This window comes from Pseudorhodoferax sp. LjRoot39 (assembly GCF_964253035.1).
Lineage (GTDB): Bacteria > Pseudomonadota > Gammaproteobacteria > Burkholderiales > Burkholderiaceae_C > Pseudorhodoferax.
Genome location: NZ_CAXUQL020000001.1, coordinates 6,817,900 through 6,841,782 on the forward strand (window position 1 = coordinate 6,817,900; position 23,883 = coordinate 6,841,782).

A 23,883-nucleotide genomic window follows, 5' to 3' on the forward strand; every position below is an offset into this window, starting at 1 on the left:
AAATGGTTTCGTCAGTCTCACTGGGAGCTTTGATGGAATCGCGCAGCACGGCCTTGACGGCCACCCCGATCCACCTGCCTGTTGCCAGCATGCGCAGCGTCTACCAGACGCAGGACGTGGAGCGCAAGCTGGCCAAGCTGCAGTCCAAGGAGCACGAGCAGCTGCGCAGCACCTACGAGCGCATGCTGGAACGCGGCCCCGAGCGCTTCCAGGTCAAGCCCTCCGGAATCCCCGAGATGGCCACGCTCTACCAGATGCTGCCGAACTTCACCGAGGCGCTGGATGATGTACGCCGCCACGTGGCGCTGAGCCACAACAGCCCCGATGGCCTGGAGGTCACGCCCATGCTGCTGCTGGGCCCGCCCGGCATCGGCAAGACCCACTTCGCGCGCAAGCTGGCCGAACTGCTGGGCACCGGCATGAACCTCGTGCCCATGAGCTCGATGACGGCCGGCTGGCTGCTCTCGGGCGCCTCCTCGCAATGGAAGGGTGCCAAGCCCGGCAAGGTCTTCGAGGCCCTGGTCGACGGCCAGTACGCCAATCCCGTGCTTGTGGTGGACGAGATCGACAAGGCCGGCACGGACGCGCAGTACGACCCGCTCGGCGCGCTGTACAGCCTGCTGGAGCACGACACGGCGCAGAACTTCGTCGACGAGTTCGCCGAGGTGGCCATCGACGCCAGCCAGGTGATCTGGATCACCACGGCCAACGACGAGCGGGCCATCCCCGAGCCCATCCTGAACCGCATGAACGTGTTCAGCATCCCGGCGCCCACGCCCGAGCAGGCCCGGCAGATCGCCGGCCAGCTCTACGCCGGCATCCGCGGCGAGCATGGCTGGGGCCCGCAATTCCAGCCCGAGGCCCAGGCCGACGTGCTGGACACGCTGGCCGAGCTGGCGCCGCGCGAGATGCGCCGCGCGCTCATGACCGGCTTTGGCAACGCCAGGCTCGACGGCCGCGACCACGTGCGCGTGGACGACCTGCCGCGCCCGGCCGCCGCCAAGAGCCGCATGGGGTTCGTCCACTGAGCCTCTCGACCAGTCTGCTGCTCGTGTTCGCGCTGATCGTGGTCAGCGCGTTCTTCTCCGTGGCCGAGATTTCGCTGGCCGCCTCGCGGCGCCTGCGCCTGCGCCAGCTGGCCGACGAGGGCGATGCGCGTGCCACGCTGGTCATGAAGGTGCAGGAGCAGCCCGGCCACTACTTCACCGTGGTGCAGATCGGCCAGAACGCGGTCGCCATCCTGGGCGGCATCGTCGGCGAGGGCGCCATGAGCCCGCTCTTCGCCGACCTGTGGCGCTGGCTGGACCTGGACGATGCGCAGGCGCGCACGGCGGGCTTTCTGGTGTCGTTCCTGGTCACCACCTCGCTGTTCATCCTGTTCGCCGACCTCTTCCCCAAGCGCCTGGGCATGACCCAGCCCGAGGCGCTGGCCATGCGCGTGGTCAGACCCATGCAGACCTGCATGTCGCTGTTCAAGCCGCTGGTCTGGGTCTACAGCCGCACGGCCGACGGCCTGTTCAAGCTGTTCGACCTGCCGACGCAGCGCGACGACCGCATCACCTCGGACGACATCCTGGCCATGGCCGAGGCCGGCGCGCGCTCGGGCGCGCTGGCGGCGCGCGAGCAGCAGGTCATCGCCAATGTGTTCGAACTGGACACGCGCACGGTCTCCTCGGCCATGACGCAGCGCGACCGCATCGCCTTCTTCCGCCGCGACGAGCCCGACGCCGTGATCCGGCTGCGCATCGCGGCCGAGCCGTTCTCGACCTACCCGGTCTGCGATGGCGAGATCGACCGCGTGGTGGGCTACGTGGACGCCAAAGACCTGTTCCAGCGCGTGCTCAACAACCAGCCGATCTCGCTGCTGGACGATGCGCTCGTGCGCAAGGTGCTGGTGGTGCCGGACCGGCTCACGCTGGCCGAGGTGCTGGACCAGTTCCGGCTCGTGCACGAGGACTTCGCGGTCATCGTCAACGAGTACAGCTTCGTGGTGGGCGTGGTGACGCTCAACGACGTCATGAGCACGGTGATGGGCGAGCTCATCGCCTACCCGCTGGACGAGGAGCAGATCGTCAAACGCGACGAGAACTCCTGGCTCATCGACGGCGCCACGCCGGTGCAGGACGTGCAGCGCGCGCTGGTCATCGACGAGATGCCGCACGCCGAGGAGTACGAGACGCTGGCCGGCTTCATGATGGTGATGCTGCGCCGCGTGCCCAAGCGCACCGACACGGTGACCTGGGGCGGCTTTCGCTTCGAGGTGCTGGACGTGGACAGCTTTCGCATCGACCAGGTGATGGTCTCGCGGATGACCGATCCGACCCCGGCGGCGCCTACGCGCTGAAGTTCCAGCGCTTGCGCGCCGCCAGCACGGCGTTGGGGTACGGCGTTTGACCACGCGAGCCGTTGTAGCGGCCCAGGCCCAGGAACAGATCGCCCCGCTCGCGGTCCAGGTAGTGGCGCAGGATCACGCAGCCGAAGCGCAGGTTGGTCTGCATGTGGAACAGCCGGCTCGGGTCGCCATCGGCCAGGACGCGCGTCCAGAACGGCATGACTTGGGTGTAGCCCCGGGCGCCGGCCACGCTGATGGCGAAGCGGCGGAAGTTGCTCTCGACCTCGATCAGGCCCAGCACCAGGGCGGTGTCCAGGCCGGCGCGGCGGCTTTCGTACCAGACTGTGTCCAGGAACTCGCGGCGCTCGCTCCACTCGGGCTTGCGGCGCAGCAGCAGCGGGCTGGCCGCGCCCAGCCAGCGCAGGTAGGCCATGCGGGCTTCGGTGCTGTGGAATTCGGGCACCGGCGGCGCCGACTGGGCCACGGCGGCGCTCAGCGCGCTGCGGACCGAATCGGCAAGGGGTTCCTCGACCTGGCCACCGGCATGGGCCAGTGCGCTGTGGCCGAGCAGACCCGCACTGGCGACGCCCCCCAACAGCCTGCGGCGGGACAGGCCTGCTGTGGGGCGTGGTGCGACAGGGTTCAAGCCAGGCGTGATTTGACGAACGCGCCAATCTCTGCCGTTGCCACACGCGTGGCGGCAGCGTCGCGCCGGTGCTGGTACTCGACCTGGCCGTCCTTGAGCGCCTTGTCGCCGATCGTCACGCGGTGCGGCACGCCGATCAACTCCCAGTCGGCGAACATGGCGCCCGGGCGCTCGCCACGGTCGTCCAGGATCACGTCCACGCCAGCGGCCATCAATTCCTGGTACAGCGCTTCGGCAGCTTCCTTGACGGCCGGACTGCGGTCCGGGCTGATCGGGCAGACCGCCACCGTGAACGGCGCGATCGCATCGGGCCAGATGATGCCGCGCGCGTCGTGGTTCTGCTCAATGGCCGCGGCCGGCAGGCGGGTGATGCCGATGCCGTAGCAGCCCATTTCCAGGAACTGTGGCTTGCCGTCTTCGGCCAGGAAGCTCGCGTTCATGGCGCGGCTGTACTTGGTGCCCAGGTAGAACACATGGCCCACCTCGATGCCGCGCTCGATGGCCAGCACGCCCTTGCCGTCCGGCGACAGATCGCCGGCCACCACGTTGCGCAGGTCGGCCACGAGGTCGGGCTCGGGCAGGTCGCGGCCCCAGTTCACGCCGGTCATGTGGAAGTCGGGCGCGTTGGCGCCGCAGATCCAGTCGTGCATCACGGCCACGTCGCGGTCCGCTACCACGGTGACCGGCTGACGCAGGCCAACCGGGCCCAGGTAGCCAGGCTGGCAGCCGAAGTGCGCGTCGATCTCGGCCAGCGTGGCGAAGCGGAAGCCCTGCTCCATGCCTGCGAGCTTGCCGACCTTGACTTCGTTCATGTCGTGGTCGCCGCGCAGCAGCAGCAGCCAGACGCGCACCACGGTTGCGCCATCGGCGCCGGTGCTCTCGGTGGCCAGCACCAGCGACTTGACGGTGGTGGCGAGCGGCACGCCCAGCAGCTCGGCCACATCGGCGCAGGTGGCCTTGCCTGGCGTGGGCGTCTTGGCCATGGCCTGGCTTGCGGCTGCGCGAGCCTGCGTGGGCGCCAGCGCCTCGGCCTTTTCCATATTGGCCGCGTACGCGCTGTCCGGGCAGTAGACGATGGCGTCCTCGCCGGTCGCGGCGATCACCTGGAATTCCTCGGACAGGTCGCCGCCGATGGCACCGCTGTCGGCCGCCACGGCACGGTAACGCAGGCCGAAGCGGTCGAAGATGCGACGGTAGGCCTGCGCCATGACCTGGTAGCTCGCCTTTGCCGAGGCCTGGTCGCGGTCGAAGCTGTACGCGTCCTTCATGATGAACTCGCGCCCGCGCATGAGACCGAAGCGCGGTCGGCGCTCGTCACGGAACTTGGTCTGGATCTGGTAGAAGTTCTTGGGCAGTTGCTTGTAACTGCGCAGCTCCTGGCGTGCGATGTCGGTCACGACCTCTTCGCTGGTCGGCTGGACCACGAAGTTGCGTTCGTGCCGGTCCTGGATGCGCAGCAATTCCGGACCCATCTTGTCGAAGCGGCCCGTCTCTTGCCAGAGTTCGGCCGGCTGCACCACGGGCATGGTCATCTCGATGGCGCCAGCGCGGTTCATCTCCTCGCGCACGATGGCCTCGACCTTGCGGATCACGCGCAGGCCCATGGGCATGTAGGTGTAGATGCCCGCGCCGAGCTTCTTGACCATGCCGGCGCGCGTCATCAGCTGGTGGCTGACGACCTCGGCATCGGCAGGAGCTTCCTTGAGCGTGGAAATCAGGAACTGGGACGCTTTCATGGGCGAAAAGGAATGTGTGCAGGGAAGACCCGAAACCGGCGCGGGCTGGTCGCCGCTTGATACACAGACCACGCTGTGCATAATGGTTTCAGTTAAAAAATTGGGGTTTGATTATGCTTGACCGGGAAGGCTTCAGGCCCAACGTCGGCATCGTCCTGCTCAACCACAAGAACCAAGTGTTCTGGGGCAAGCGCATTCGCACGCACTCCTGGCAGTTCCCGCAAGGGGGCATCGACCGGGGCGAATCGCCAGAGCAGGCCATGTTCCGCGAACTGCACGAAGAAGTGGGTTTGCGTCCGGAACATGTGCGGGTCGTCGCGCGCACGCGCGACTGGTTGCGCTACGAGGTGCCGGACCGCTTCATTCGCCGCGATGCGCGCGGCCACTACAAGGGACAGAAGCAGATCTGGTACCTGCTGCAGCTGACAGGACACGACTGGGACCTGAACCTGCGTGCGACCAACCATCCGGAGTTCGACGCCTGGCGCTGGAACGACTACTGGGTTCCGCTGGACGTGGTGGTGGAATTCAAGCGCGGCGTCTACGAGATGGCGCTGACCGAGCTGGCGCGCTACCTGCCGCGCCACGACCACCGCAACCGCTACCTGCGTTCCAGCATGCGAACGCGCGAAAATGATCCGCACGATCTGCGCCACGACGTGGCGCAGCAGTTCGAATTGCCGCCCGGCGGCAGCTTCGAGCCCGATCCCCAAACCAACGAGCGGCTGGGCGCCGCTCCGCACAGCAACCATGCTTCTTCGTAACGGCCGCCTGGCGGCCTGCCTGGCCGCCGGCGCCCTGTGCGCTGCAACCGCCAGTGCACAGTCCATCAGCAAGGAATACAACAGCAACGCTCCGGACGAACCGGAGTGGGTCGAAAACGAGGCGCCCGCCGCCCCGGCATTCGACATGAGCAAGCTCGTGGACGTGACCGTCGACGCGCAAGGCGCATTGCGCTATGGCATCGATCCGGCGACGCTGCAGATCGGCAAGGATGGTGTGGTGCGCTACGTGATGGTGGCCCGCAGCACCAGCGGCGCGATGACCGCCATGTACGAAGGGATTCGCTGCGACACAGGCGAATACAAGCTCTACGCGCGCTACAACGTCGACAGGTGGACGCCGGTCGGCAAGCCCGAATGGAAGTCGCTCTGGGAATCCACGCGCGTCAAGTACCCACTGGCCTTCGCGCGCCAGGGCGGCTGCGACGGCAAAGCGCGCCCCACGTCGGTACAAGACATCGTGCGGCAGCTGAAGTCGCCCGCACAGACGGTCTACCCGAACTGAGCTCAGCGGCTCAGCACGAGGTTGTCCCGGTGGACCATCTCGTGCTCGGCCGTGTAGCCGAGCAAGGCCTCGAACTCGCTGGACGGTTTGCGGCACAGCAGCCTGGCCTCGGCGCTGGCGTAGTTCGCCAGCCCGCGGGCGATGGTCTGGCCCTGGTTGTCGCGGATGGCGATCACGTCGCCGCGCGAGAACTCGCCCTCCACCGCGGTCATGCCGATCGGCAGCAGGCTCTTGCCCTCGCCACGCAGCTTGCGCGCCGCGCCATCGTCGACGACGACGGCACCGCGCAGTTGCAGGTGGTCGGCCATCCACTGCTTGCGCGCCTGCATCTTCTGCGTTTGCGCCACCAGCAAGGTGCCGATGGCTTCGCCCTGCGTCAGGCGCAACAGCACATCGGGCTCGCGGCCCCAGGCGATGACCGTCGACGCACCCGAGCCCGCCGCACGCTTGGCGGCGAGGATCTTGGTGATCATGCCGCCGCGGCCGATGCTGGATCCGACACCGCCAGCCATGGCCTCGAGCGCCGGATCGCCGGCCTGCGCCTCGTCGATGAAGCGCGCGTCCGGGTCCTTGCGCGGGTCGGCCGAGTACAGGCCGCGCTGGTCGGTCAGGATGACCAGGACATCGGCTTCGACCAGGTTCGCAACCAGGGCACCCAGGGTGTCGTTGTCGCCGAACTTGATTTCGTCGTTGACCACGGTGTCGTTCTCGTTGATCACCGGCACCACGCCGTGCTGCAGCAAGGTCAGCAAGGTGGATCGCGCGTTCAGGTAGCGCTCGCGGTCGGCCAGGTCGGCATGCGTGAGCAGCACCTGGGCGCTGCCCAGGCCGTTCTCGCGCAGCTTGCTCTCGTACATCTGCGCCAGGCCCATCTGTCCGACGGCGGCCGCGGCCTGCAGCGCGTGCACTTCGCGCGGGCGCGTGCTCCAGCCCAGGCGCTTCATGCCCTCGGCAATCGCACCGCTGGACACCATGATCAACTCACGGCCACGCGCGCCATCGCCGCGCACCAGCGCTGCGAGCTGGCGCGACCACTCGCCGATGGCTGCCTCATCCAGGCCGCGCCCTTCGTTGGTCACCAGGCTGGAGCCGACCTTGACGACGATGCGCCGCGCATCGCGCAGCAGGGTCGAGTGGGCAAGTGGCGTCATGGAATCAAGCGTCGGAGGATTCGGAAAAACGTGGATCGATGGCGACGGGCTGGTTCTCGGCCGACTTCTCGGCATGGATGTGCTGGAACACGGCCTGCACCAGCTTCTCGCAGCCCTCACGCGTCAGCGCCGAGATCTCGAACACCGGGCCTTTGAAACGCAAGCGGCGCACGAAATCCTTGACCTTGGCGGCGCGCTCCTCGGTCGGCACCATGTCCAGCTTGTTGAGCACCAGCCAGCGCGGCTTGCCGTGCAGCGTGGCGTCGTACTTCTTGAGCTCGTTGACGATGGCGCGCGCCTGCACGACTGGGTCCACGCTCTCGTCGAAGGGCGCCATGTCGATGACATGCAGCAGCAAGCGTGTGCGCTGCAGATGGCGCAGGAACAGATGGCCCAGGCCCGCGCCGTCCGATGCACCTTCGATCAGGCCTGGCAGGTCGGCCACCACGAAGCTTTGCTCCGGGCCGACGCGCACCACGCCCAGGTTGGGGTGCAAGGTGGTGAACGGGTAATCGGCGATGCGCGGCCGCGCGTTCGACACCGCGGTGATCAGCGTGGACTTGCCCGCGTTCGGCATGCCCAGCAGGCCGACGTCGGCCAACACCTTGAGCTCGAGCTTCAGGGCCTTCTTCTCGCCGGGCCAGCCGGGCGTCTTCTGGCGCGGCGCACGGTTGATCGCGCTCTTGAAGCGCATGTTGCCGAAGCCGCCATCGCCGCCCTTGGCGATCGTGATGACCTCGCCCGGCACCAGCAGCTCGAACAGCTGCTCGCCGGTCTCGGCATCGCTGATGATGGTGCCCACCGGCATGCGCAGCGTGATGTCGGCACCGGCCGCGCCGAACATGTCCGAGCCCATGCCGTGTTCGCCGCGCTTGGCCTCGTGGCGCCGCGTGTAGCGGTAGTCCACCAGGGTGTTCAGGTTGGGGTCGGCCACCGCATAGACGTGGCCGCCGCGGCCACCGTCGCCACCGTTGGGGCCGCCGAACTCCTTGTACTTCTCGTGGCGGAACGAAACGCAGCCGTTGCCACCGTCGCCGGACGCGACATCGATCGTGGCTTCATCGACAAATTTCATGCTCCACCTCGCAAGTTAAAGAGACCAAAACGACAAAGCCCCGACGAGCGGGGCTTGGTTCCGGAGGACCGAAGTCCTCAGGCTGCCGGCGTGATGAAGACCGTGTGCTTGTTCATCGAACCCTTGACGGCGAACGACACGTGGCCGTCGACCAGGGCGAACAAGGTGTGGTCCTTGCCGACGCCGACGTTGCCGCCGGCATGGAAACGCGTGCCGCGCTGGCGCACGATGATGGAACCGGCGCTGACCAGCTCACCACCGAAGGCCTTCACGCCCAGCATCTTGGGCTTGGAGTCGCGCCCGTTGCGTGTAGAGCCGCCGCCTTTTTTCTGTGCCATGACCTATTCCTTTAACCGGCGATCGCGCCGATTTGCAGTTCGGTGAACTGCTGGCGATGGCCTTGACGTTTCTGATAGTGCTTGCGACGGCGCATCTTGAAGATGTGCACCTTGTCGTGCTTGCCATGCGCCACGACGGTTGCCGTGACGGTTGCGCCGGACACCAAGGGCGTGCCCACCTTGATCTCGCTGCCGTTGCCAACGGCGAGAACCTGGTCGATCACGATCTCTTGGCCTACATCCGCAGCAATCTGTTCTACTTTAATTTTTTCGCCGGAAGCAACGCGATACTGCTTGCCACCGGTTTTTATGACCGCGTACATGTGAAACCTCTGATGAGCCCTCTACCTAAGCTCTAGAGGGTGAGCCATCGCCGGACGAATTTCCGCGAAGCCCGCGAGTATAGCACCCCTGGGCCGGGCGCAGACCAGCCAGTGCGCCGGCCCGGCGGATGGCAGGAGCGGCTTCCTATAATCCGCCGCAATTACCCTGGGTCACACCTTTGTCCGTCCACAACTCCAGCACCGCAGAGGCGGTTGCGCTGATCGCCGACGACATGCGCGAAGTCGATCGATTGATCGCCAAGCGCCTTTCTTCCGATGTGCCGCTCGTCGGCCAGGTCGCACAGTACATCATCTCCGCGGGCGGCAAGCGGCTGCGCCCGGCCCTGCTGTTGCTGATGTGCGGCGCGCTCGGCCAGCGTTCGCCCCAGCGCTTCACGCTGGCAGCGGTGGTGGAATTCATCCACACCGCCACGCTGCTGCACGACGACGTGGTCGACGACTCCACGCTGCGGCGCGGCCGCGCCACGGCCAACGAGGCCTTCGGCAACCCGGCCAGCGTGCTGGTGGGCGACTTCCTGTACTCACGCGCCTTCCAGATGATGGTCGAGGTGGGCGACATGCGCATCATGCAGACCCTGGCCGAGGCGACCAACGTGATCGCCGAGGGCGAGGTCATGCAGCTCGTGAACATGCACGACGCCTCGCTGGACGAAAACGGCTACCTGCGCGTGATCCGCTCCAAGACCGCCAAGCTGTTCGAGGCCAGCGCGCGCATCGCGGCCATCCTGGCCGGCAGCCCGCCCGAGATCGAACGCGCCTGCGCCGACTACGGCCAGGCGCTGGGCACGGCGTTCCAGGTCATCGACGACGTGCTGGACTACGATGGCGCGCCCGAGGAGATGGGCAAGAACCTCGGCGATGACCTGCGCGAAGGCAAGTGCACGCTGCCGCTGATCGCCGCCATGCGGCGCGGCACCGCAGCCCAACGCGACACCATCCGTGTCGCGATCGAGAACGGTGCTGTCGACAACATCGACGAAATCATCGCCATCGTGCGCGAAACCGGCGCTCTGGACATCACCCGCGAAGCCGCCGCGGCAGAAGCGCAACGCGCCATCGAGGCCATCTCGCAACTGTCTCCAAATGACAACACAAAAGCTTTGCTACAATTAGCGGCTCAGCTGTTGCAGCGCAGGTCCTAGGGCCTGAGTTGCAAATCGGGGTGTAGCTTAGCCTGGTAGAGCGCTACGTTCGGGACGTAGAGGCCGGAGGTTCGAATCCTCTCACCCCGACCAGCCAAGTCATTGTCATGAGCAAAAGAGGCCGCGCAAGCGGCCTTTGTTGTCTCTGCCCGCAGCTCAGCGCCACAACGCAGCCATCGCCGCGCTGAACGCCGCACCCAGTTGCGGCCCCAGCGGCACGGTCGACGTGCTGCCCACCACCCTGCCCTGCGTCACGACCGCCTGCCCGGCGACGAACACGTCCCACAGACGCGGCGAGGGCGAGGAGAACACCATGGCATCCAGCACGTGCTCTGCAGGGATGCCCAGCAGCGCCGGCGACTGGTCGTCCAGCACCACGAAATCGGCCCGGTGGCCCGACTGGATGGCCCCGATGCGTTGGCCCGTGGCAGCCCGCCCGCCGGCAATCGCCGCCTCGAACAAGGCCGCGGCGGTGCTGTCGCGCCCCGCGGCGCGCGCCGCCACATTGCGCTGGTGCAAAAGGGCGCGCTGCGTGTACTCCAGCAGGCGCAGCTCGGTCGTCCACTGGCGCGAGACCTGGCTGTCCGAACCCACCGCCCAGCGCCCGCCCAGCGCCATGTAGGCCGGCAGGTCGAACACGCCATCGCCCAGGTCGGCCTCGGTGCTGGGGCACAGCACGACCGATGCACCGGCCTTGCGCACGCCCTGCAGTTCTGCCGGGGTGGCGTGGGTCGCATGCACCAGGTTCCAGCGCGCATCCACGGCCGCGTTCTGCAGCAACCACTCGATCGGGCGCAGGCCGGTGTGGGCCACGCAGTCGTCCACCTCCTGCGTCTGCTCGGCCGCATGGATGTGCAAGGGCAGCGACACCTTGCGCGCGTGCGCAGCCACCTCCTGCAAGGCCACGGCGTCCACCGCGCGCAGCGAATGCACGGCCACGCCCGCGCCCAGCAGGGCGCCGGGGCTGGTCTGGTTGGTCTCTGCATCCACGGCCAGGCGCGCCACGGCTTCCACCGTGCGCAGCACGCTGTCCGGCGTGGAGGCGAAGCGGCGCTGCCCCTCGCCCAGCGCGTCAGCGCCGAAGCCCGCCCGCATGTACAGCGTGGGCAACAAGGTGAGGCCGATGCCCACGCGTTGCGCCGCGCGCACCAGGGCCAGGGCCATGTCCAGCGGCGCGCCATCCGGCTGGCCGTCGGGCGCACCGTGCAGGTAGTGGAATTCGCAGACCTGGGTGTAGCCGGCCTGCAACAGCTCGGCGTACAGCAGGCTGGCCACGGCCTCCAGTTGCTCGGGCGTGATGCGCCGCGCCACGCTGTACATGCGCTCGCGCCAGGTCCAGAAGTCGTCGACCGCGGTGGCGGCACCGTCGCGCCGGCGCTCCGTCAGCCCGGCCATGGCCCGCTGAAACGCATGGCTGTGCGCGTCGACCATGCCGGGCAGCACGGGTCCGCCCAAGCGCACCGCGCCACGCTGCTGCTCGGCGCTGGCATTGGGCAGCACATTGAGCCAGCAGCCGTCGGCCGCCACCGTCAACACCACATCGCGCGCCCATGCCCCCTGGATCCATGCGCGGCTCGCCAGGAACCGCCTCACCTCATGCGTCATGCGCCGTCCTTCCGCTCGGTTTTGCACATTCTGCACCGCCCCTTCCATGCAAAACGGCCCCGGCGCCTTGCAGCACCGGGGCCGTCCTGCGGCAGATCAACGAAGGCTCAGGTGCCGACCTTGCCGCCGTCTTCCCGCCAGACCACGACCGTGGCAGGACGCGGGCGGCCGCCGGCGCCGTTGTCGGGCCAGCGCGAGAAGGCCAGCGGATCGACCGCGGGATCGGTCGCCGGCGCGCGCGGATGGCTGCCGTACTCGCCCGGGTGCTGCACGTTGACGAACACGTACTTCTGGTCCGGCGTCCAGGTGATGCCCGTGATCTCGCAGCCCGAGGGGCCGACCAGAAAGCGGCGGATCTCCTTGGTCGCGGGGTCGGCCACCAGCATCTGGTTGTTGCCCATCCCGGCGTAGTTGCCGCGGTTGGAGAAGTTGCCGTCGGTCTGGATCCACAGGCGGCCGTCGGCGTCGAAGGCCAGGCCGTCCGGGCTGTTGAACAGGTTGTCGGCGTTGATGTTGCTCGATCCGGCCTGCAGGCCGCCGGCCGTGTGGGCCGGGTTGCCGGCCAGCACGAACAGGTCCCACTCGAAGCTCAAAGCGGCCGCGTCCTGGCCGGTCTCGCGCCAGCGGATGATCTGGCCATAGATGTTGCTGGTGCGCGGATTCGCCTCGTCCACCGTGCTGCGGCTGCTGTTGTTGGTCAGCGTGAGGTAGACCTCGCCCGACTCCGGATGCACCGTCACCCACTCCGGTCGGTCCATCTTGGTTGCGCCGACATCGTCGGCCGCCAGGCGCGTGTTGACCAGGATGCCGCCCAGGTCGCCGTACTTGGCGCCCAGCGTGCTGCCTCCGGCGATCGGCGTGGACGGCACCAGGGCCACCCACTCGCCCGTGCCCATCATGTCGCCCACCGTGGCGCCGGCACCGAACCTGGCCACGTACAGCGTGCCGGTTTCCAGCAGGTTGACGTTGGCGCGCTGGTTGTTGGCCACGTACTTGCCGTCGGAGACGAACTTGTAGACGTAGTCGTTGGCCTGGTCATCGCCCATGTAGACCACGACACGGTTGTCCTTGGCCAGCGTCTGCGCCGCGTTCTCGTGCTTGATGCGGCCCAGCGCCGTGCGCTTCTTGGGCGTGGACGAGGCGTCGAACGGGTCGATCTCGACGATCCAGCCCAGGCGGTTGGGCTCGTTGGGCACCAGCGCGTAGTCGAAGCGCTCGTCCTCCTCGTGCCAGCGGTAGCCCGCGCCCGTGCTCGACAGCCCATAGCGGCGCATGTTGGCGTCGCGCGCCTCGGTGGTGCTGGCGGTGCCGAAGTAGCCGTTGAAGTTCTCTTCGCAGGTGAGGTAGGTGCCCCACATGGTGTAGCCGTTGCCGCAGTTGTTGACCGTGCCCAGCGAGACCTCGCCGGCCGGGTCGGCGCTGGTCTGCACCAGCGCGTGGCCGCGCACGGGGCCGGTCAGCTGCATGGGCGTGTTCATGTGGATGCGGCGGTTGTACTGCGAGGGGATCACCACCTGCCAGTTGCCACCCACCAGGCGCACATGGGCGACCGACACGCCATGGGCGTGCTGGGCCTTGCGCACCTGCTCCAGCGACCAGGGCGTGGCACCGGATTGCTCGGCCGCCGTGTAGAAGTACTCGGGGTTGATGTACTCGTGGTTCATCACGAGCAGGCCTTCGGTGCTGTTGTTGTCCGACAGCGGGAAGAAGTGCATGCCGTCGTGGTTGTCGCCGAACTGCAGCGCCTGGTCGGCGGCCGTGTTGGTGGCGTCCGGCTTCCAGGCCGGCGAGTTGGCGAACAGCGGATCGCCCCAACGGCAGAACACGGCGTGCCGGTAACCGGCCGGCACGACGATGTCGTCGCCGGTCGCGGCCGCCACGGCCGCGAAGCCGAGCATCGGGCCGCTGTCGTCGCCGTCACCGCCGCCACAGGCGCTCAGGCCCGCGCCGAAGAAGCCGACGGCCCCCATGGCCAGGCCGCTCTTGAGAAAGCCGCGGCGCGAACGGGCACGCTCGACGAGTTCGTTGAAGTGGGGGTTGGCGCTGGTGTTGGTGGGGATGTTTTCTGGATCGATCGAACGCATCGGGGCACAGTCCTGTGGTGGGAAAAAGGACAAGACGCTTCCCCGCCATGCTTTGTGCATGGTGTATTTCGCAGGCAGAGGCTGGCTTGCGGGCGTGATGGTCGAAACCGCCCGTGACAGTCCCGTGAAGCCCGCATGACCAGCGGGCGTGTTGACAAAGCCCGCCGTTGCGCGCAGATGTCACGGCGCGTTGCGCGCCGGCGCCTTCAGTCCCCGCGCAGCCGCAGCGGATCGAAGTCCAGCGGCGCGTCGTCCTGCGGCGGCCGGTAGCGGAAGATGCCGCTCGTGCGCAGCGCGGGCGCGCCGTCGGCCGTCACGAGCGCCTGCGCGAACACCATGGTGCGCGTGCGTTGCAGCACCTCGCCCTCGCCCTGCACCCAGGCACCCAGCGGCGCCGCGCCGACGTAGTCGACCTGCAGGTTGACCGTGGGCAGGAAGCTGCGCCGGCCGTCCGTGCCCTGGTACATGGTCATGGCCGGCAGCAGCATGTCGCAAAAGCTCGCCAGCATGCCGCCGTGGCAGGTGCCGATGGGGTTGGTGTGGCGCGGCTCCACACGGAAACCCAGCTGCAGCTTCTCGCCGGTCAAGCGGCCATAGAGCGGGCCGTTGGCGGCAATGAAGGGGCCGCCCATCACGATGGGGCGAAAGCCGGCAGGAATGGCGGGAGCGGTGTCTGGCATGGCGCCGATCATAGGCAGCGCCGCGCGCGTCAGAAGTCCCGGCCTTCGAGCAGCACCGCGAGCAGCCGGGCGTACAACCGCTCCAGCGCTGCCCGGTCGGCCTGCATCTCGGTCGGCTGGCGGAACACCGTGCCTTCGATCAGCACGGCCACCACCTCGCAGCGCGCCGCCGCCTCGGCCGGCGACAGCCCGGGCATGAGCCGCAGCATCTTGGCGATCGCCTGCTGCTGGCTGCGCTTGTCGGCCTCGCGCACGATGGCCGCGATCTCGGCGTGGCGCGTGGCCTCGGCCGTGATCTCCAGCATCAGCACGGCGTCCTCGGCATGGCGCGCGTCGCGTTCGGGCGTGCGCGCGGCCAGCCGCTCGGGCGTGCACGGGCTCTCGCCGCTGGTCGCCATGCGCGCCAGCCTGCGTTCGATGATGTCCTCGACGATGGCGCGGATGATCGCGTCCTTGCCCGGGAAGTAGCGGTAGATCTGGCCCACGCTCATGCCCGCGGCGCTGGCGATCTGCGCCATGGGCGCGGCATGGAAGCCGCAGCGCAGCACGTTCTGGCGCGCGGCCTCGACGATCTGCGCCCGGCGCAAGGCATCGCGCTCTTGCTTGGGCGGGCGGGGACTGCGGACGGGAGCGGTATTCACAGAGTCTTTACAAGAGCACAACAGGCGGCTTGCAATGCTATTTGAGAATGAACGTTCATTCTTTGAATTTCATACCGCACGCAAGGTCTTCTGCCATGACACGCCTTCCCTCCCTCGGCCTTGCGGCCATCGTGATGCTCTCCGCCTGCACCCGGCAGGAGGCAGCGCCGCCCCCACCCGCCATACCCGAGGTCGGCGTGGTCACGCTGCACACCCAGGCCGTGCCCCTGCAGCAGGAACTGGCCGGCCGCACCACGGCTGCGCTCAGCGCCGACGTGCGGCCCCAGGTCGGCGGCATCGTCAAGGCGCGCAAGTTCACCGAAGGCGCGCTGGTCCAGGTCGGCCAGGTGCTCTACGAGATAGCCCCGGCCAGCTACCAGGTCGCCGCCAACCAGGCCAAGGCGTCCTGGACCAGCGCCAAGGCCGCCGTCGACGCGGCCCGGCTCAAGAGCCAGCGCTACCAGGAACTGCTGGCCATCGAGGGCGTCTCCAGGCAGGACGCCGAGGACGCCCGCGTGGCCTACGAGCAGGCCCTGGCCAGCGTGGAGCAGACCCGCGCCGCCTACGAGGCCGCGCAGATCAACCTGGGCTACACCCAGGTGCGCGCGCCGATCTCGGGCCGCATCGGCACCTCCAGCGTGACGCCCGGCGCCCTCGTCACGGCCAGCCAGGACACCGCGCTGGCCACCATCCGCGCGCTCGACCCGATTTACGTGGACGTGACGCAGACCAGCGTGGCCCTGCTCCAGCTGCGCCGCGCACTGGCGCAGGACGGCCTGCAGGCCGGCAGCACCAGCGTGAAGCTCGCGCTGGAGGATGGCAGCACCTACGCACGCACCGGCCGCCTGCAGTTCAGCGAGGTGGCGGTGGACCCCGCCACGGGCTCGGTCACGCTGCGCGCCGTGTTCCCCAACCCGGACGGCCAGCTGCTGCCCGGCATGTACGTGCGCGCGCTGCTCGACCAGGCCGTGGACCCCAAGGCCATCCTGGCACCGCAGCAGGGCATCACGCGCGACCCCAAGGGCCATGCCACGGCGCTCGTGGTCGATGGCGAGAACAAGGTGCGCCAGCGCGAGGTCACGGTGCAACGCAGCGTCGGCGACCAGTGGCTGGTCTCGGGCGGCCTGACCGAAGGTGACCGCCTGGTCGTCGAAGGCACCTCCAAGGTCAAGGCCGGCAGCACGGTCAAGGTGGTCGAGCTGAAGACCGACACCGCCGCCAAGGTGGCCGACGCCGGCAAGGAAGGTCGCTGAGCATGCTGGCCCGCTTCTTCGTCCAACGGCCCATCTTCGCGTGGGTCATCGCCATCGCCATCATGCTGGCCGGCGCGCTGTCCATCGAGACGCTGCCGATCTCCCAGTACCCCGACGTGGCGCCGCCCACGGTGCGCATCTCGGCCACCTACACCGGCGCCAACGCGCAGACGGTGGAGAACAGCGTCACCCAGATCATCGAGCAGCAGCTCACGGGGCTGGACGGCATGCTGTATTTCTCGTCGAGCAGCAGCTCCGCGGGCAGCGCCAGCATCAACGTCACCTTCAAGCAGGGCACCAACCCCGACACCGCCCAGGTGCAGGTGCAGAACAAGGTGCAGCAGGCGCTCACGCGGCTGCCGTCGTCGGTGCAGTCGCAGGGCGTCACGGTCACCAAGTCGCAGACCGACTTCCTCGTGATCATCGCGGTCTACGACCAGACCGACAAAGCCAGCGCCACCGACATCGCCGACTACATGGTCAGCAACATGCAGGAGTCCATCGCGCGCGTGGAAGGCGTGGGCTCGGTGCAGGTGTTCGGCGCGCAGTACGCCATGCGCATCTGGCTGGACCCGGAGAAGCTGGCCTCCTACAGCCTGATGCCCTCCGACGTGCAGGCCGCCATCGAGGCGCAGAACACCCAGGTCACGGCCGGCAAGATCGGCGCGCTGCCCGCGGCCGGCAACCAGCAGCTCAACGCCACCGTCACGGCGCAGTCCATGCTGCAGACGCCGCAGCAGTTCCGCGACATCATCGTCAAGCACGCCAGCGGCGGCGCCACCGTGCGCCTGTCCGACGTGGCGCGCGTGGAGCTCGGCAGCGAGTCCTACGACAGCGTCACGCGGCTGAACGGCCACCCGGCCTCGGGCATCGCCGTGATGCTGGCGCCCGGCGCCAACGCGCTGTCCACGGCCGAGCGCGTGTTCGCCGCCGTCGACCAGCTCAAGCTGGGCATGCCAGACGGCTATGCCGTGGCCTACCCCAAGGACAGCACCAAGTTCATCAAGATCTCGATCGAGGAAGTGGCCAAGACGCTGGTCGAGGCCATCGCGCTCGTGGTGCTCGTGATGTTCGTGTTCCTGCAGAACTGGCGCGCCACGCTGATCCCCGCGATCGCCGTGCCCGTGGTGCTGCTGGGCACCTTCGGCGTGCTGGCGGTGTTCGGCTACTCCATCAACACGCTGACCATGTTCGGCATGGTGCTGTCCATCGGCCTGCTGGTGGACGACGCCATCGTCGTGGTGGAGAACGTCGAACGCGTGATGGCCGAGGAAAAGCTCTCGCCGCGCGAGGCCACCATCCGCTCCATGGGCGAGATCACGGGCGCGCTGGTCGGCGTGGCCACGGTGCTGTCGGCCGTGTTCCTGCCCATGGCCTTCTTCAGCGGCTCCACGGGCGTGATCTACCGCCAGTTCTCCATCACCATCGTCGCCTCCATGGTGCTGTCGGTGGTGGTGGCGCTGACGCTCACGCCGGCGCTGTGCGCCACGCTGCTCAAGGCCCACGACCACGGCGCGCCGCGCGGCCGCCTGGCCACCTGGTTCAACACCCGCATGGAAGGCATGACCGGCCGCTACGGCAGCCGCGTGGCGCGCATCCTGGCCTCGCCCGCGCGCTGGCTGCTGCTGTACGGCCTGCTGCTGGCCGGCCTGGCCGTGCTGTTCATGCGCCTGCCCACCGGCTTCCTGCCGACCGAGGACCAGGGCCAGGTCATGGTGCAGTACACGCTGCCCGTGGGCGCCACCATGGGCCGCACCGTGGAGACCGCCAGGCAGGTCGAGCACTACTTCCTGACGCAGGAGAAGGACAACACCGACGTGGTGTTCACGGTCGGCGGCTTCAACTTCAGCGGCAGCGGGCAGAACGCCGGCATGGCCTTCGTCGAACTCAAGGACTGGAAGGAACGCCCGGGCGCGGCCAACCGCGCCGACAGCATCGCCGGGCGTTCGACCCAGGCCCTGGCCGGCGTGCGCGACGCGCAGATCTTCACGCTGAACCCGCCCTCGGTGCCGGGCCTGGGCCAGTCCAACGGCTTCGATTTCATGCTGCTGGCGCAGGCCGGCACCACGCGTGCCCAGCTCAAGGACATGCGCAACAGCCTGCTCGGCAGCGCCGCGCAGAACCGGCAGCTCGCGGCCGTGCGCCCCAACGGGCTGGAAGACACGCCGCAGCTGGCCGTGGACATCGACAACGCCAAGGCCTCGGCGCTGGACCTGTCGATCGCCGACATCCACAGCACGCTGGCCTCGGCCTGGGGCGGCACCTACGTGGACGACTTCATCGACCGCGCCCGCGTCAAGAAGGTCTACATGCAGGGCGACGCGCCGTTCCGCGCCAGCCCCGAAGACCTGGCCGACTGGCGCGTGCGCGGCAGCGGCGGCGCCATGACACCGTTCTCCGCCTTCGCCACCACGCGCTGGACCAACGGGCCCGAAAGCCTGTCGCGCTACAACGGCCTGGCCTCCTACGAGATCCAGGGCGAGCCCGCAGCCGGCATGAGTTCGGGCACGGCCATGGACCAGGTCGAGCAGATCGCCCAGGGCCTGCCGGCCGGCAGCACCTACGCCTGGACCGGCCTGTCCTACCAGGAGCGGCTGTCCAGCGGCCAGACCTTCAAGCTCTACGCGATCTCGCTGCTGGTCGTGTTCCTGTGCCTGGCGGCGCTGTACGAGAGCTGGTCGATCCCGATCTCGGTGCTGCTCGTGGTGCCGCTGGGCGTGATCGGCGCCGTGCTGGCGGCCACCTTGCGCGGGCTGGAGAACGACGTGTACTTCCAGGTCGCGCTGCTGACCACGATCGGCCTGGCCTCCAAGAACGCGATCCTGATCGTCGAGTTCGCCGAAGCCGCGCACCGGCGTGGCCAGAGCCTCGTGGCCGCCGCCGTCGAGGGCGCGCGGCTGCGGCTGCGGCCCATCCTGATGACCTCGCTGGCCTTCATCGCCGGGGTCATGCCGCTGGCGCTGTCCACCGGCGCGGGCGCCAACAGCCGCGTGTCCATCGGCACCGGCATCGTCGGCGGCACGCTGACGGCCACGGTGCTCGCGATCTTCTTCGTGCCGCTGTTCTTCGTGCTGGTGCGCCGCCTGTTCCGGGCCGGCGACCCGCATGCCGACTCCGCACCGGCCACCACCCAAGGAGCCTGAGCCATGGCCCGACCACGTCCCCTCGCGCGCATCGCCGCGGCCTGCATCGCCTCCACCGTGTTCGTGCTGGCCGGCTGCGCCTCGATGGCGCCCAGCTACGAACGCCCCGCCGCACCCGTGCCGGCGCAGTGGCCCACGGGCGCGGCCTACGCGCCGGCCACCGACCAGGGCACCAGCGCGGCCGACCTGCCCTGGCGCTGGTTCATCCTGGACACCCGCTTGCAGCAGGTCGTGGCCCAGGCCTTGGACGGCAGCCGCGACCTGCGCAAGGCCATCGCCAGCATCGCATCGGCGCGCGCCCTGTACGGCCAGCAGCGCGCCGCCCTGTTCCCCACCGTCTCGGCCGGCCTGGACGGCAGCAAGGCACGCTCACTCAACAACGGCACGGCCGTCACCACGCAGAGCGTGAGCGCCACGGCCAGCGTGAGCGCCTACGAACTCGATCTGTTCGGCAAGACGCGCAGCCTGAGCGACGCCGCGCTGCAGACCTACCTGGCCAGCGCCGAGGCCGCGCGCGCCACGCGCATCGCGCTGATCGCCGAGACCGCCAACGCCTGGCTCGCGCTGGCGGCCGACCAGGACCGCCTGGCCACGGCCCGCCAGACCATGCAAAGCGCCCAGCGCAGCATGGAGATCGCGCGCAAGCGCCAGGAACTCGGCGCGGCCTCGGCCGCGGACACGCGCAGTGCCGAGACCGTCTACCAGCAGGCGCGCGCCGACGTGGCCTCGACCACGGCCGCCGTGGCGCAAGACCGCAACGCACTGGAGCTGCTGACCGGCGGCCCGGTGGCCGATGCGCTGCTGCCCACCACCCTGCCCCAGGCCGACGGCTGGCTGGCCGAGGTGCCGGCCGGCCTGTCGTCCGAGGTGCTGCTGCGCCGCCCCGACGTGATGCAGGCCGAGCACCAGCTGCAATCGGCCAACGCCAACATCGGCGCCGCGCGCGCGGCCTTCTTTCCCTCGGTCTCGCTGACGGCCACGGGCGGCATCGCGAGCGCGGCGCTGGCCACGCTGTTCAGCGGCGGCACGGGCGTGTGGAGCTTCGCACCGGCCGTCTCGCTGCCGCTCTTCGACGGGGGCGCGCGCCAGGCCAGCCTGGACCATGACCGCGCCGAGCAGAAGGTGGCGCTGAACAGCTACGAGCTGGCGATCCAGACCGCCTTCAAAGAGGTGGCCGACGCGCTGGCCACGCGCGGCACCATCGCCGAGCAACTGGCGGCGCAGCGCGACCTGGTCAGCGCCGCGGCCGGCAGCGAGCAACTCGCCACCGCGCGCTACCAGCGCGGCGTGGACACCTACCTCAACGCGCTGGTCGCCCAGCGCACGCTGTACAGCGCGCAGCAAAGCCTGGTCACGACCCGGCTCAGCGCGCTGCAAAGCCGCGTGACGCTGTACCGCGTGCTGGGCGGCGGCCTGGCGGGCGAGATGCCGCCGGCGTCGTGAAGCGCACCGTCCGTGGCCGCCCTGGCTTGCGCCAGGGCAAGCGCGGATGCTTCGATGCATTGAATCACTGACTCATTGATCCATCTCCACCATGCGCACCACGATCAAACTCGACCCGGGCGTGCACGAGTCCGTGCGCCGGCAGGCCCTGCGACAGAACATGTCCATGGCGCGCTTGCTCGGCCAGTTGGTGCAGCAGGGCCTGCGCGCCAGCACCGAGACGACGAAGGCGTGCTGTGACGATGTGCCAATGCGCCGATGGCGGCACGCCAGCCGGCCGTGCTGCTGGACGTCAACACGCTGGTGGCGCTGGGCTGGGTCGAGCACGAAGCCCATGCCGCCGTCGTGCAGCGCCTGGACACGGCCGCGGCCTGGGCCACCTGCGCCATCACGCAGCTGGGCTTCGTGCGCATCTCCTGCACCAGCGGCATCTTCAGCCGCACCCTGTCGCCGCCGCAGGCCCATGCCGCGCTGCAGGCGCTGTGCGCCGACGCCGAGCACGCCTACCTGGCCGAGCACCCCGCCGTCACGGCCTGCGACTTCAGCCTGCTGAGCGGGCCGCGCCAGACCACGGACACCTACCTGCTCGCCCTGGCGCAGCACCACGGCATGCGCCTGCTCACGCTGGACAAGCTCCTGGCCCAGGCGTTTGCCGGGGGGCCGTTCGAGCTGCTGGAAGCGGGCTGAGCCCCTCCCCCGAAGGGCTCAGGCGTAGAAGGCCGGGATGTTCGGCCGCCCTTGCACCGTGCCGGCCGACACGCCCTGCAACTCGGCCGCCACCATCTTGCCCAGCACCGCCAGATGCTCGCGCTCCCAGGCGCTCAGGCGCTTGGGCTTGCGGTCGATCAGGCACAGCGTGCCCACCGACTCGCCATTGGCCATCACCAGCGGACAGCCGGCGTAGAAGCGGATGCGCGGATCGCCCGTGACCAGCGGGTTGTCGGCGAAGCGCGGATCCACCATTGCATCGGAGACCTCCAGGATCTCGGGCTGCAGGATGGCATGGCCGCAGAAGCTGATGTCGCGCGGCGTCTCGCTGGCCTCCAGGCCGATGCACGACTTGAACCACTGGCGGTCCGCGTCGACCAGGCTCACGAGCGCGATCGGCACCTTGAACTGCGAGGCGGCGTAGGCGGTGATCAGGTCGAAACGCGCCTCCGGTTCGGTGTCGAGGATCAGCAGATCGCGCAGCGTGGCGATGCGTTGGGATTCGGTGGCAGGCAGGGCGGGCGGCCGCATGGCGGACTCCTGGTCATGGCGGGTGGACAGGCGGGCGGATTATTGCAGCGCACCCGGCCTACACTGCCCCATCCGCAGCACGCCGCTCGCCCCATGACGCCCTCGGAATCTGCCACCGGCACCGAAGACCCCACCCGGGTTCGCCACTTCCGCCAGATCCTGTTGTGGCCGCTGCGCCTCATGCCCTTGGGCGGCGGCTCCGGCGCCAAACCCTGGGAACTCCTGGCCGGCTCGCCCTGGCAGGAGGAAGTGGACGAATACACGGGCGACACCTGCCGCTTCCACGAACGGCACTACAACGAGTTCGTGACCTTCCTGCCCTATGTGCAGCGCTTCCTGTACGGTGAGGGCCGCCACGGGCGCACGGGTGGCGCCACGCTGCACGGCTCGCCGATGCGCGTGTTCCGCCGCCACGACATCGCCGCCGTGCGCCTCACGGCCCGGCCCGGCGACGCACCGGTCACCCTGTCCATCGTCCACGCCGACCTGTACTTCTTCCTCGACGTGGACCTGGTGCTGTTCAACCTCGAGGTCAGCGCCGACGACCTCGCACTGGAACAGGCGCAGGAACTCATGTACCGCTTCGGCCGCGGCTACCCGCCCGGCTGGGACGCCGCCGGCCAGCCATTGCACTGCCTGACCGACGCCGAATGGCTGGACGCGCAGGGCCGGGTGCTGACCCGCTCCGATGCGCACCAGCGCGACGCCTTCCTGGCCCATGTGGCCGAGCACCGCGCGCCGCGCATCGCCACGCACTGGGCCGCCATGCTGGAGCCGCTGGTGCCCGACTACTCCGACCAGAGCGGCGCGCTGCGCTACCGCCAGATCGAGTACTACCGCATGCCGCTCATGGCCTACCTGGCGCTGAACGACCCGCGCGCGCTCTCGCGTGCCGATTTCGTGCGCCTGGGCCTGGTCACGGGCTCGGGCGACAACCGCGCCCTGCCTTTCGCCGACGAGCACCTGGCCGACTTCGAGCAGCGCTTCTGCTACGACCGCTTCTGGAGCGCCGGCGGCGCCGCGCCGGACACGCGCTACCTGTGCAACGGCCATTCGCTGATCGTCGTGGGCCGGTCCGACTCGGTGCTCTATGGCTGCCGCGACCGCGGCGTGCTGGCCCAGTTCCGGCACCAGCACTTCCTGCTGTTCCTGATCGCGCACTTCCAGAAGGCCGCGCTGCTGATGTACTCGGACAAGCTCGTCGAGGCGCTGCGCGACCTGGACGTGGGCAGCGCCGACAGCGTGCGCCGCTTCAAGCGCTCGATCCGCGGCGCCTTCGAAGGCTTCCTGCGCTTCACGCACCGCTACTGGTTCCACGAGATTTCCGAGCAGGCGCTGGTGCGCGCGCTGTGGGGCATGTGCGCTAGCCACCTCAAGCTGGACGCCACCTACTGCGAGGTCAAGGAACGCATCGCCGACATGGCCCAGTACCTGGAGAGCGACAGCCTGCGCCGCCAGGCCAACACCGTGGTGCGGCTGACGGTGGTGACCATCTTCGGCCTGATCGGCACCGTGACCACCGGCTTCCTGGGCATGAACCTGCTGGCCGAGGCGGATGCACCGCTGTCGCGCCGGCTCACCATCTTCGCGATCGTGTTCGTGCTCACGACCATGCTGACGGTCTACACCATGGCCAAGTCCAAGAAGCTGTCGGACTTCCTGGACGTGCTGTCGGACGAGCGGGCCACGGTGTGGCAGAAGTGCCTGGCGTTCGCGGCCGTGTGGCGCCGCGACGGCTGAGCAG

At 68.7% G+C, this 23,883-nt stretch carries 21 protein-coding genes and 1 tRNA gene; 11 read left to right on the top strand and 11 right to left on the bottom strand.

Annotated features, from left to right (window positions below; genetic code table 11):
• Positions 1 to 32 precede the first annotated feature (32 nt).
• Together ACSQ4M_RS31880 and ACSQ4M_RS31885 are read left to right on the top strand one after the other, a co-directional pair.
• The gene (locus tag ACSQ4M_RS31880) at positions 33 to 1,028 is read left to right on the top strand and encodes an AAA family ATPase (RefSeq protein WP_436193370.1); all 996 of its coding nucleotides are present in this window, start codon (positions 33 to 35) and stop codon (positions 1,026 to 1,028) included.
• A complete protein-coding gene (locus tag ACSQ4M_RS31885; RefSeq protein ID WP_436194098.1) occupies positions 1,025 to 2,344 on the top strand; it encodes a hemolysin family protein in 1,320 nt (439 codons plus the stop codon). Before ACSQ4M_RS31880 ends, ACSQ4M_RS31885 begins: the two co-directional genes overlap by 4 nt.
• Here the strand turns inward: ACSQ4M_RS31885 and ACSQ4M_RS31890 are convergent.
• Entirely contained in the window at positions 2,334 to 2,978 is a 645-nt protein-coding gene (locus tag ACSQ4M_RS31890) for a lytic transglycosylase domain-containing protein (protein WP_436193371.1), read from the bottom strand. The two genes, ACSQ4M_RS31885 and ACSQ4M_RS31890, sit on opposite strands and share 11 nt — an antisense overlap.
• Entirely contained in the window at positions 2,975 to 4,714 is a 1,740-nt protein-coding gene (locus ACSQ4M_RS31895; RefSeq protein ID WP_436193372.1) for a proline--tRNA ligase, read from the bottom strand. The genes ACSQ4M_RS31890 and ACSQ4M_RS31895 overlap by 4 nt, the downstream gene beginning before the upstream one ends.
• Positions 4,715 to 4,827: 113 nt before the next feature.
• Between ACSQ4M_RS31895 and ACSQ4M_RS31900 the strand changes: the two genes are divergently transcribed.
• Positions 4,828 to 5,478: an RNA pyrophosphohydrolase gene (locus tag ACSQ4M_RS31900; RefSeq protein WP_436193373.1), complete on the top strand. Its 651-nt coding sequence runs from the start codon at positions 4,828 to 4,830 to the stop codon at positions 5,476 to 5,478.
• Positions 5,465 to 6,001, top strand: a complete 537-nt coding sequence (locus ACSQ4M_RS31905) for a CNP1-like family protein (RefSeq protein WP_436193374.1) — start codon at positions 5,465 to 5,467, stop codon at positions 5,999 to 6,001. The genes ACSQ4M_RS31900 and ACSQ4M_RS31905 overlap by 14 nt, the downstream gene beginning before the upstream one ends.
• 2 nt (positions 6,002 to 6,003) lie before the next feature.
• On the opposite strand, the gene proB is transcribed toward ACSQ4M_RS31905, so the two are convergent.
• From proB to rplU, 4 genes are all read right to left on the bottom strand, one after another.
• Entirely contained in the window at positions 6,004 to 7,152 is a 1,149-nt protein-coding gene (gene proB / locus ACSQ4M_RS31910) for a glutamate 5-kinase (RefSeq protein WP_056657102.1), read from the bottom strand.
• Positions 7,153 to 7,156: 4 nt separating this feature from the next.
• Positions 7,157 to 8,227 (bottom strand): Obg family GTPase CgtA, encoded by a 1,071-nt coding sequence (gene cgtA, locus ACSQ4M_RS31915; RefSeq protein WP_436193375.1) that lies wholly within the window; start codon positions 8,225 to 8,227, stop codon positions 7,157 to 7,159.
• A gap of 77 nt (positions 8,228 to 8,304) precedes the next feature.
• Positions 8,305 to 8,565 carry a 50S ribosomal protein L27 gene (rpmA, locus tag ACSQ4M_RS31920; RefSeq protein ID WP_056657108.1) on the bottom strand — a complete coding sequence of 87 codons (261 nt, stop codon included), beginning with the start codon at positions 8,563 to 8,565 and terminating at the stop codon, positions 8,305 to 8,307.
• An 11-nt stretch (positions 8,566 to 8,576) separates the two neighbouring features.
• Positions 8,577 to 8,888, bottom strand: a complete 312-nt coding sequence (gene rplU / locus ACSQ4M_RS31925; RefSeq protein WP_056181609.1) for a 50S ribosomal protein L21 — start codon at positions 8,886 to 8,888, stop codon at positions 8,577 to 8,579.
• A 233-nt stretch (positions 8,889 to 9,121) separates the two neighbouring features.
• Between rplU and ACSQ4M_RS31930 the strand changes: the two genes are divergently transcribed.
• Complete coding sequence (locus ACSQ4M_RS31930; RefSeq protein ID WP_436193376.1) at positions 9,122 to 10,051, top strand: polyprenyl synthetase family protein; 930 nt, start codon at positions 9,122 to 9,124, stop codon at positions 10,049 to 10,051.
• A gap of 16 nt (positions 10,052 to 10,067) precedes the next feature.
• Positions 10,068 to 10,144, top strand: a tRNA-Pro gene (locus tag ACSQ4M_RS31935).
• Between the two features lie 63 nt (positions 10,145 to 10,207).
• Here the strand turns inward: ACSQ4M_RS31935 and ACSQ4M_RS31940 are convergent.
• The 4 genes from ACSQ4M_RS31940 to ACSQ4M_RS31955 form a co-directional block, all read right to left on the bottom strand.
• Complete coding sequence (locus tag ACSQ4M_RS31940; protein WP_436193377.1) at positions 10,208 to 11,656, bottom strand: formimidoylglutamate deiminase; 1,449 nt, start codon at positions 11,654 to 11,656, stop codon at positions 10,208 to 10,210.
• A 107-nt stretch (positions 11,657 to 11,763) separates the two neighbouring features.
• Positions 11,764 to 13,740 carry a PhoX family protein gene (locus ACSQ4M_RS31945; protein WP_436193378.1) on the bottom strand — a complete coding sequence of 659 codons (1,977 nt, stop codon included), beginning with the start codon at positions 13,738 to 13,740 and terminating at the stop codon, positions 11,764 to 11,766.
• 206 nt (positions 13,741 to 13,946) lie between these two features.
• Positions 13,947 to 14,420, bottom strand: a complete 474-nt coding sequence (locus tag ACSQ4M_RS31950) for a PaaI family thioesterase (RefSeq protein ID WP_436193379.1) — start codon at positions 14,418 to 14,420, stop codon at positions 13,947 to 13,949.
• Positions 14,421 to 14,449: 29 nt separating this feature from the next.
• Positions 14,450 to 15,007: a TetR/AcrR family transcriptional regulator gene (locus tag ACSQ4M_RS31955; protein ID WP_436193380.1), complete on the bottom strand. Its 558-nt coding sequence runs from the start codon at positions 15,005 to 15,007 to the stop codon at positions 14,450 to 14,452.
• A 149-nt stretch (positions 15,008 to 15,156) separates the two neighbouring features.
• On the opposite strand from ACSQ4M_RS31955, the gene ACSQ4M_RS31960 reads away from it, so the two are divergent.
• The 4 genes from ACSQ4M_RS31960 to ACSQ4M_RS31975 all read left to right on the top strand — a co-directional run bounded on the left by ACSQ4M_RS31960 (position 15,157) and on the right by ACSQ4M_RS31975 (position 21,587).
• Positions 15,157 to 16,314 carry an efflux RND transporter periplasmic adaptor subunit gene (locus ACSQ4M_RS31960; RefSeq protein ID WP_436193381.1) on the top strand — a complete coding sequence of 386 codons (1,158 nt, stop codon included), beginning with the start codon at positions 15,157 to 15,159 and terminating at the stop codon, positions 16,312 to 16,314.
• Between the two features lie 5 nt (positions 16,315 to 16,319).
• Positions 16,320 to 19,457, top strand: a complete 3,138-nt coding sequence (locus tag ACSQ4M_RS31965; protein ID WP_436194099.1) for an efflux RND transporter permease subunit — start codon at positions 16,320 to 16,322, stop codon at positions 19,455 to 19,457.
• A gap of 3 nt (positions 19,458 to 19,460) precedes the next feature.
• Positions 19,461 to 20,900 carry an efflux transporter outer membrane subunit gene (locus tag ACSQ4M_RS31970; RefSeq protein ID WP_436193382.1) on the top strand — a complete coding sequence of 480 codons (1,440 nt, stop codon included), beginning with the start codon at positions 19,461 to 19,463 and terminating at the stop codon, positions 20,898 to 20,900.
• Positions 20,901 to 21,158: 258 nt separating this feature from the next.
• A complete protein-coding gene (locus tag ACSQ4M_RS31975) occupies positions 21,159 to 21,587 on the top strand; it encodes a TA system VapC family ribonuclease toxin (protein ID WP_436193383.1) in 429 nt (142 codons plus the stop codon).
• An 18-nt stretch (positions 21,588 to 21,605) separates the two neighbouring features.
• Here the strand turns inward: ACSQ4M_RS31975 and ACSQ4M_RS31980 are convergent, their stop codons facing one another.
• A complete protein-coding gene (locus ACSQ4M_RS31980; RefSeq protein WP_436193384.1) occupies positions 21,606 to 22,139 on the bottom strand; it encodes a GAF domain-containing protein in 534 nt (177 codons plus the stop codon).
• A 93-nt stretch (positions 22,140 to 22,232) separates the two neighbouring features.
• On the opposite strand from ACSQ4M_RS31980, the gene ACSQ4M_RS31985 reads away from it, so the two are divergent.
• Complete coding sequence (locus ACSQ4M_RS31985) at positions 22,233 to 23,879, top strand: hypothetical protein (RefSeq protein WP_436193385.1); 1,647 nt, start codon at positions 22,233 to 22,235, stop codon at positions 23,877 to 23,879.
• Positions 23,880 to 23,883 lie beyond the last annotated feature (4 nt).

Bases quoted from the DNA above. Each gene is read 5' to 3' on its own strand.
- rplU (WP_056181609.1), bottom strand. From the start codon at position 8,888: ATGTACGCGGTCATAAAAACCGGTGGCAAGCAGTATCGCGTTGCTTCC.
- ACSQ4M_RS31880 (WP_436193370.1), top strand. From the start codon at position 33: ATGGAATCGCGCAGCACGGCCTTGACGGCCACCCCGATCCACCTGCCT.
- ACSQ4M_RS31895 (WP_436193372.1), bottom strand. From the start codon at position 4,714: ATGAAAGCGTCCCAGTTCCTGATTTCCACGCTCAAGGAAGCTCCTGCC.
- ACSQ4M_RS31905 (WP_436193374.1), top strand. From the start codon at position 5,465: ATGCTTCTTCGTAACGGCCGCCTGGCGGCCTGCCTGGCCGCCGGCGCC.
- ACSQ4M_RS31980 (WP_436193384.1), bottom strand. From the start codon at position 22,139: ATGCGGCCGCCCGCCCTGCCTGCCACCGAATCCCAACGCATCGCCACG.
- cgtA (WP_436193375.1), bottom strand. From the start codon at position 8,227: ATGAAATTTGTCGATGAAGCCACGATCGATGTCGCGTCCGGCGACGGT.
- rpmA (WP_056657108.1), bottom strand. From the start codon at position 8,565: ATGGCACAGAAAAAAGGCGGCGGCTCTACACGCAACGGGCGCGACTCC.
- ACSQ4M_RS31975 (WP_436193383.1), top strand. From the start codon at position 21,159: ATGGCGGCACGCCAGCCGGCCGTGCTGCTGGACGTCAACACGCTGGTG.
- ACSQ4M_RS31970 (WP_436193382.1), top strand. From the start codon at position 19,461: ATGGCCCGACCACGTCCCCTCGCGCGCATCGCCGCGGCCTGCATCGCC.
- ACSQ4M_RS31930 (WP_436193376.1), top strand. From the start codon at position 9,122: ATGCGCGAAGTCGATCGATTGATCGCCAAGCGCCTTTCTTCCGATGTG.
- proB (WP_056657102.1), bottom strand. From the start codon at position 7,152: ATGACGCCACTTGCCCACTCGACCCTGCTGCGCGATGCGCGGCGCATC.
- ACSQ4M_RS31940 (WP_436193377.1), bottom strand. From the start codon at position 11,656: ATGACGCATGAGGTGAGGCGGTTCCTGGCGAGCCGCGCATGGATCCAG.
- ACSQ4M_RS31945 (WP_436193378.1), bottom strand. From the start codon at position 13,740: ATGCGTTCGATCGATCCAGAAAACATCCCCACCAACACCAGCGCCAAC.
- ACSQ4M_RS31900 (WP_436193373.1), top strand. From the start codon at position 4,828: ATGCTTGACCGGGAAGGCTTCAGGCCCAACGTCGGCATCGTCCTGCTC.
- ACSQ4M_RS31950 (WP_436193379.1), bottom strand. From the start codon at position 14,420: ATGCCAGACACCGCTCCCGCCATTCCTGCCGGCTTTCGCCCCATCGTG.
- ACSQ4M_RS31985 (WP_436193385.1), top strand. From the start codon at position 22,233: ATGACGCCCTCGGAATCTGCCACCGGCACCGAAGACCCCACCCGGGTT.
- ACSQ4M_RS31960 (WP_436193381.1), top strand. From the start codon at position 15,157: ATGACACGCCTTCCCTCCCTCGGCCTTGCGGCCATCGTGATGCTCTCC.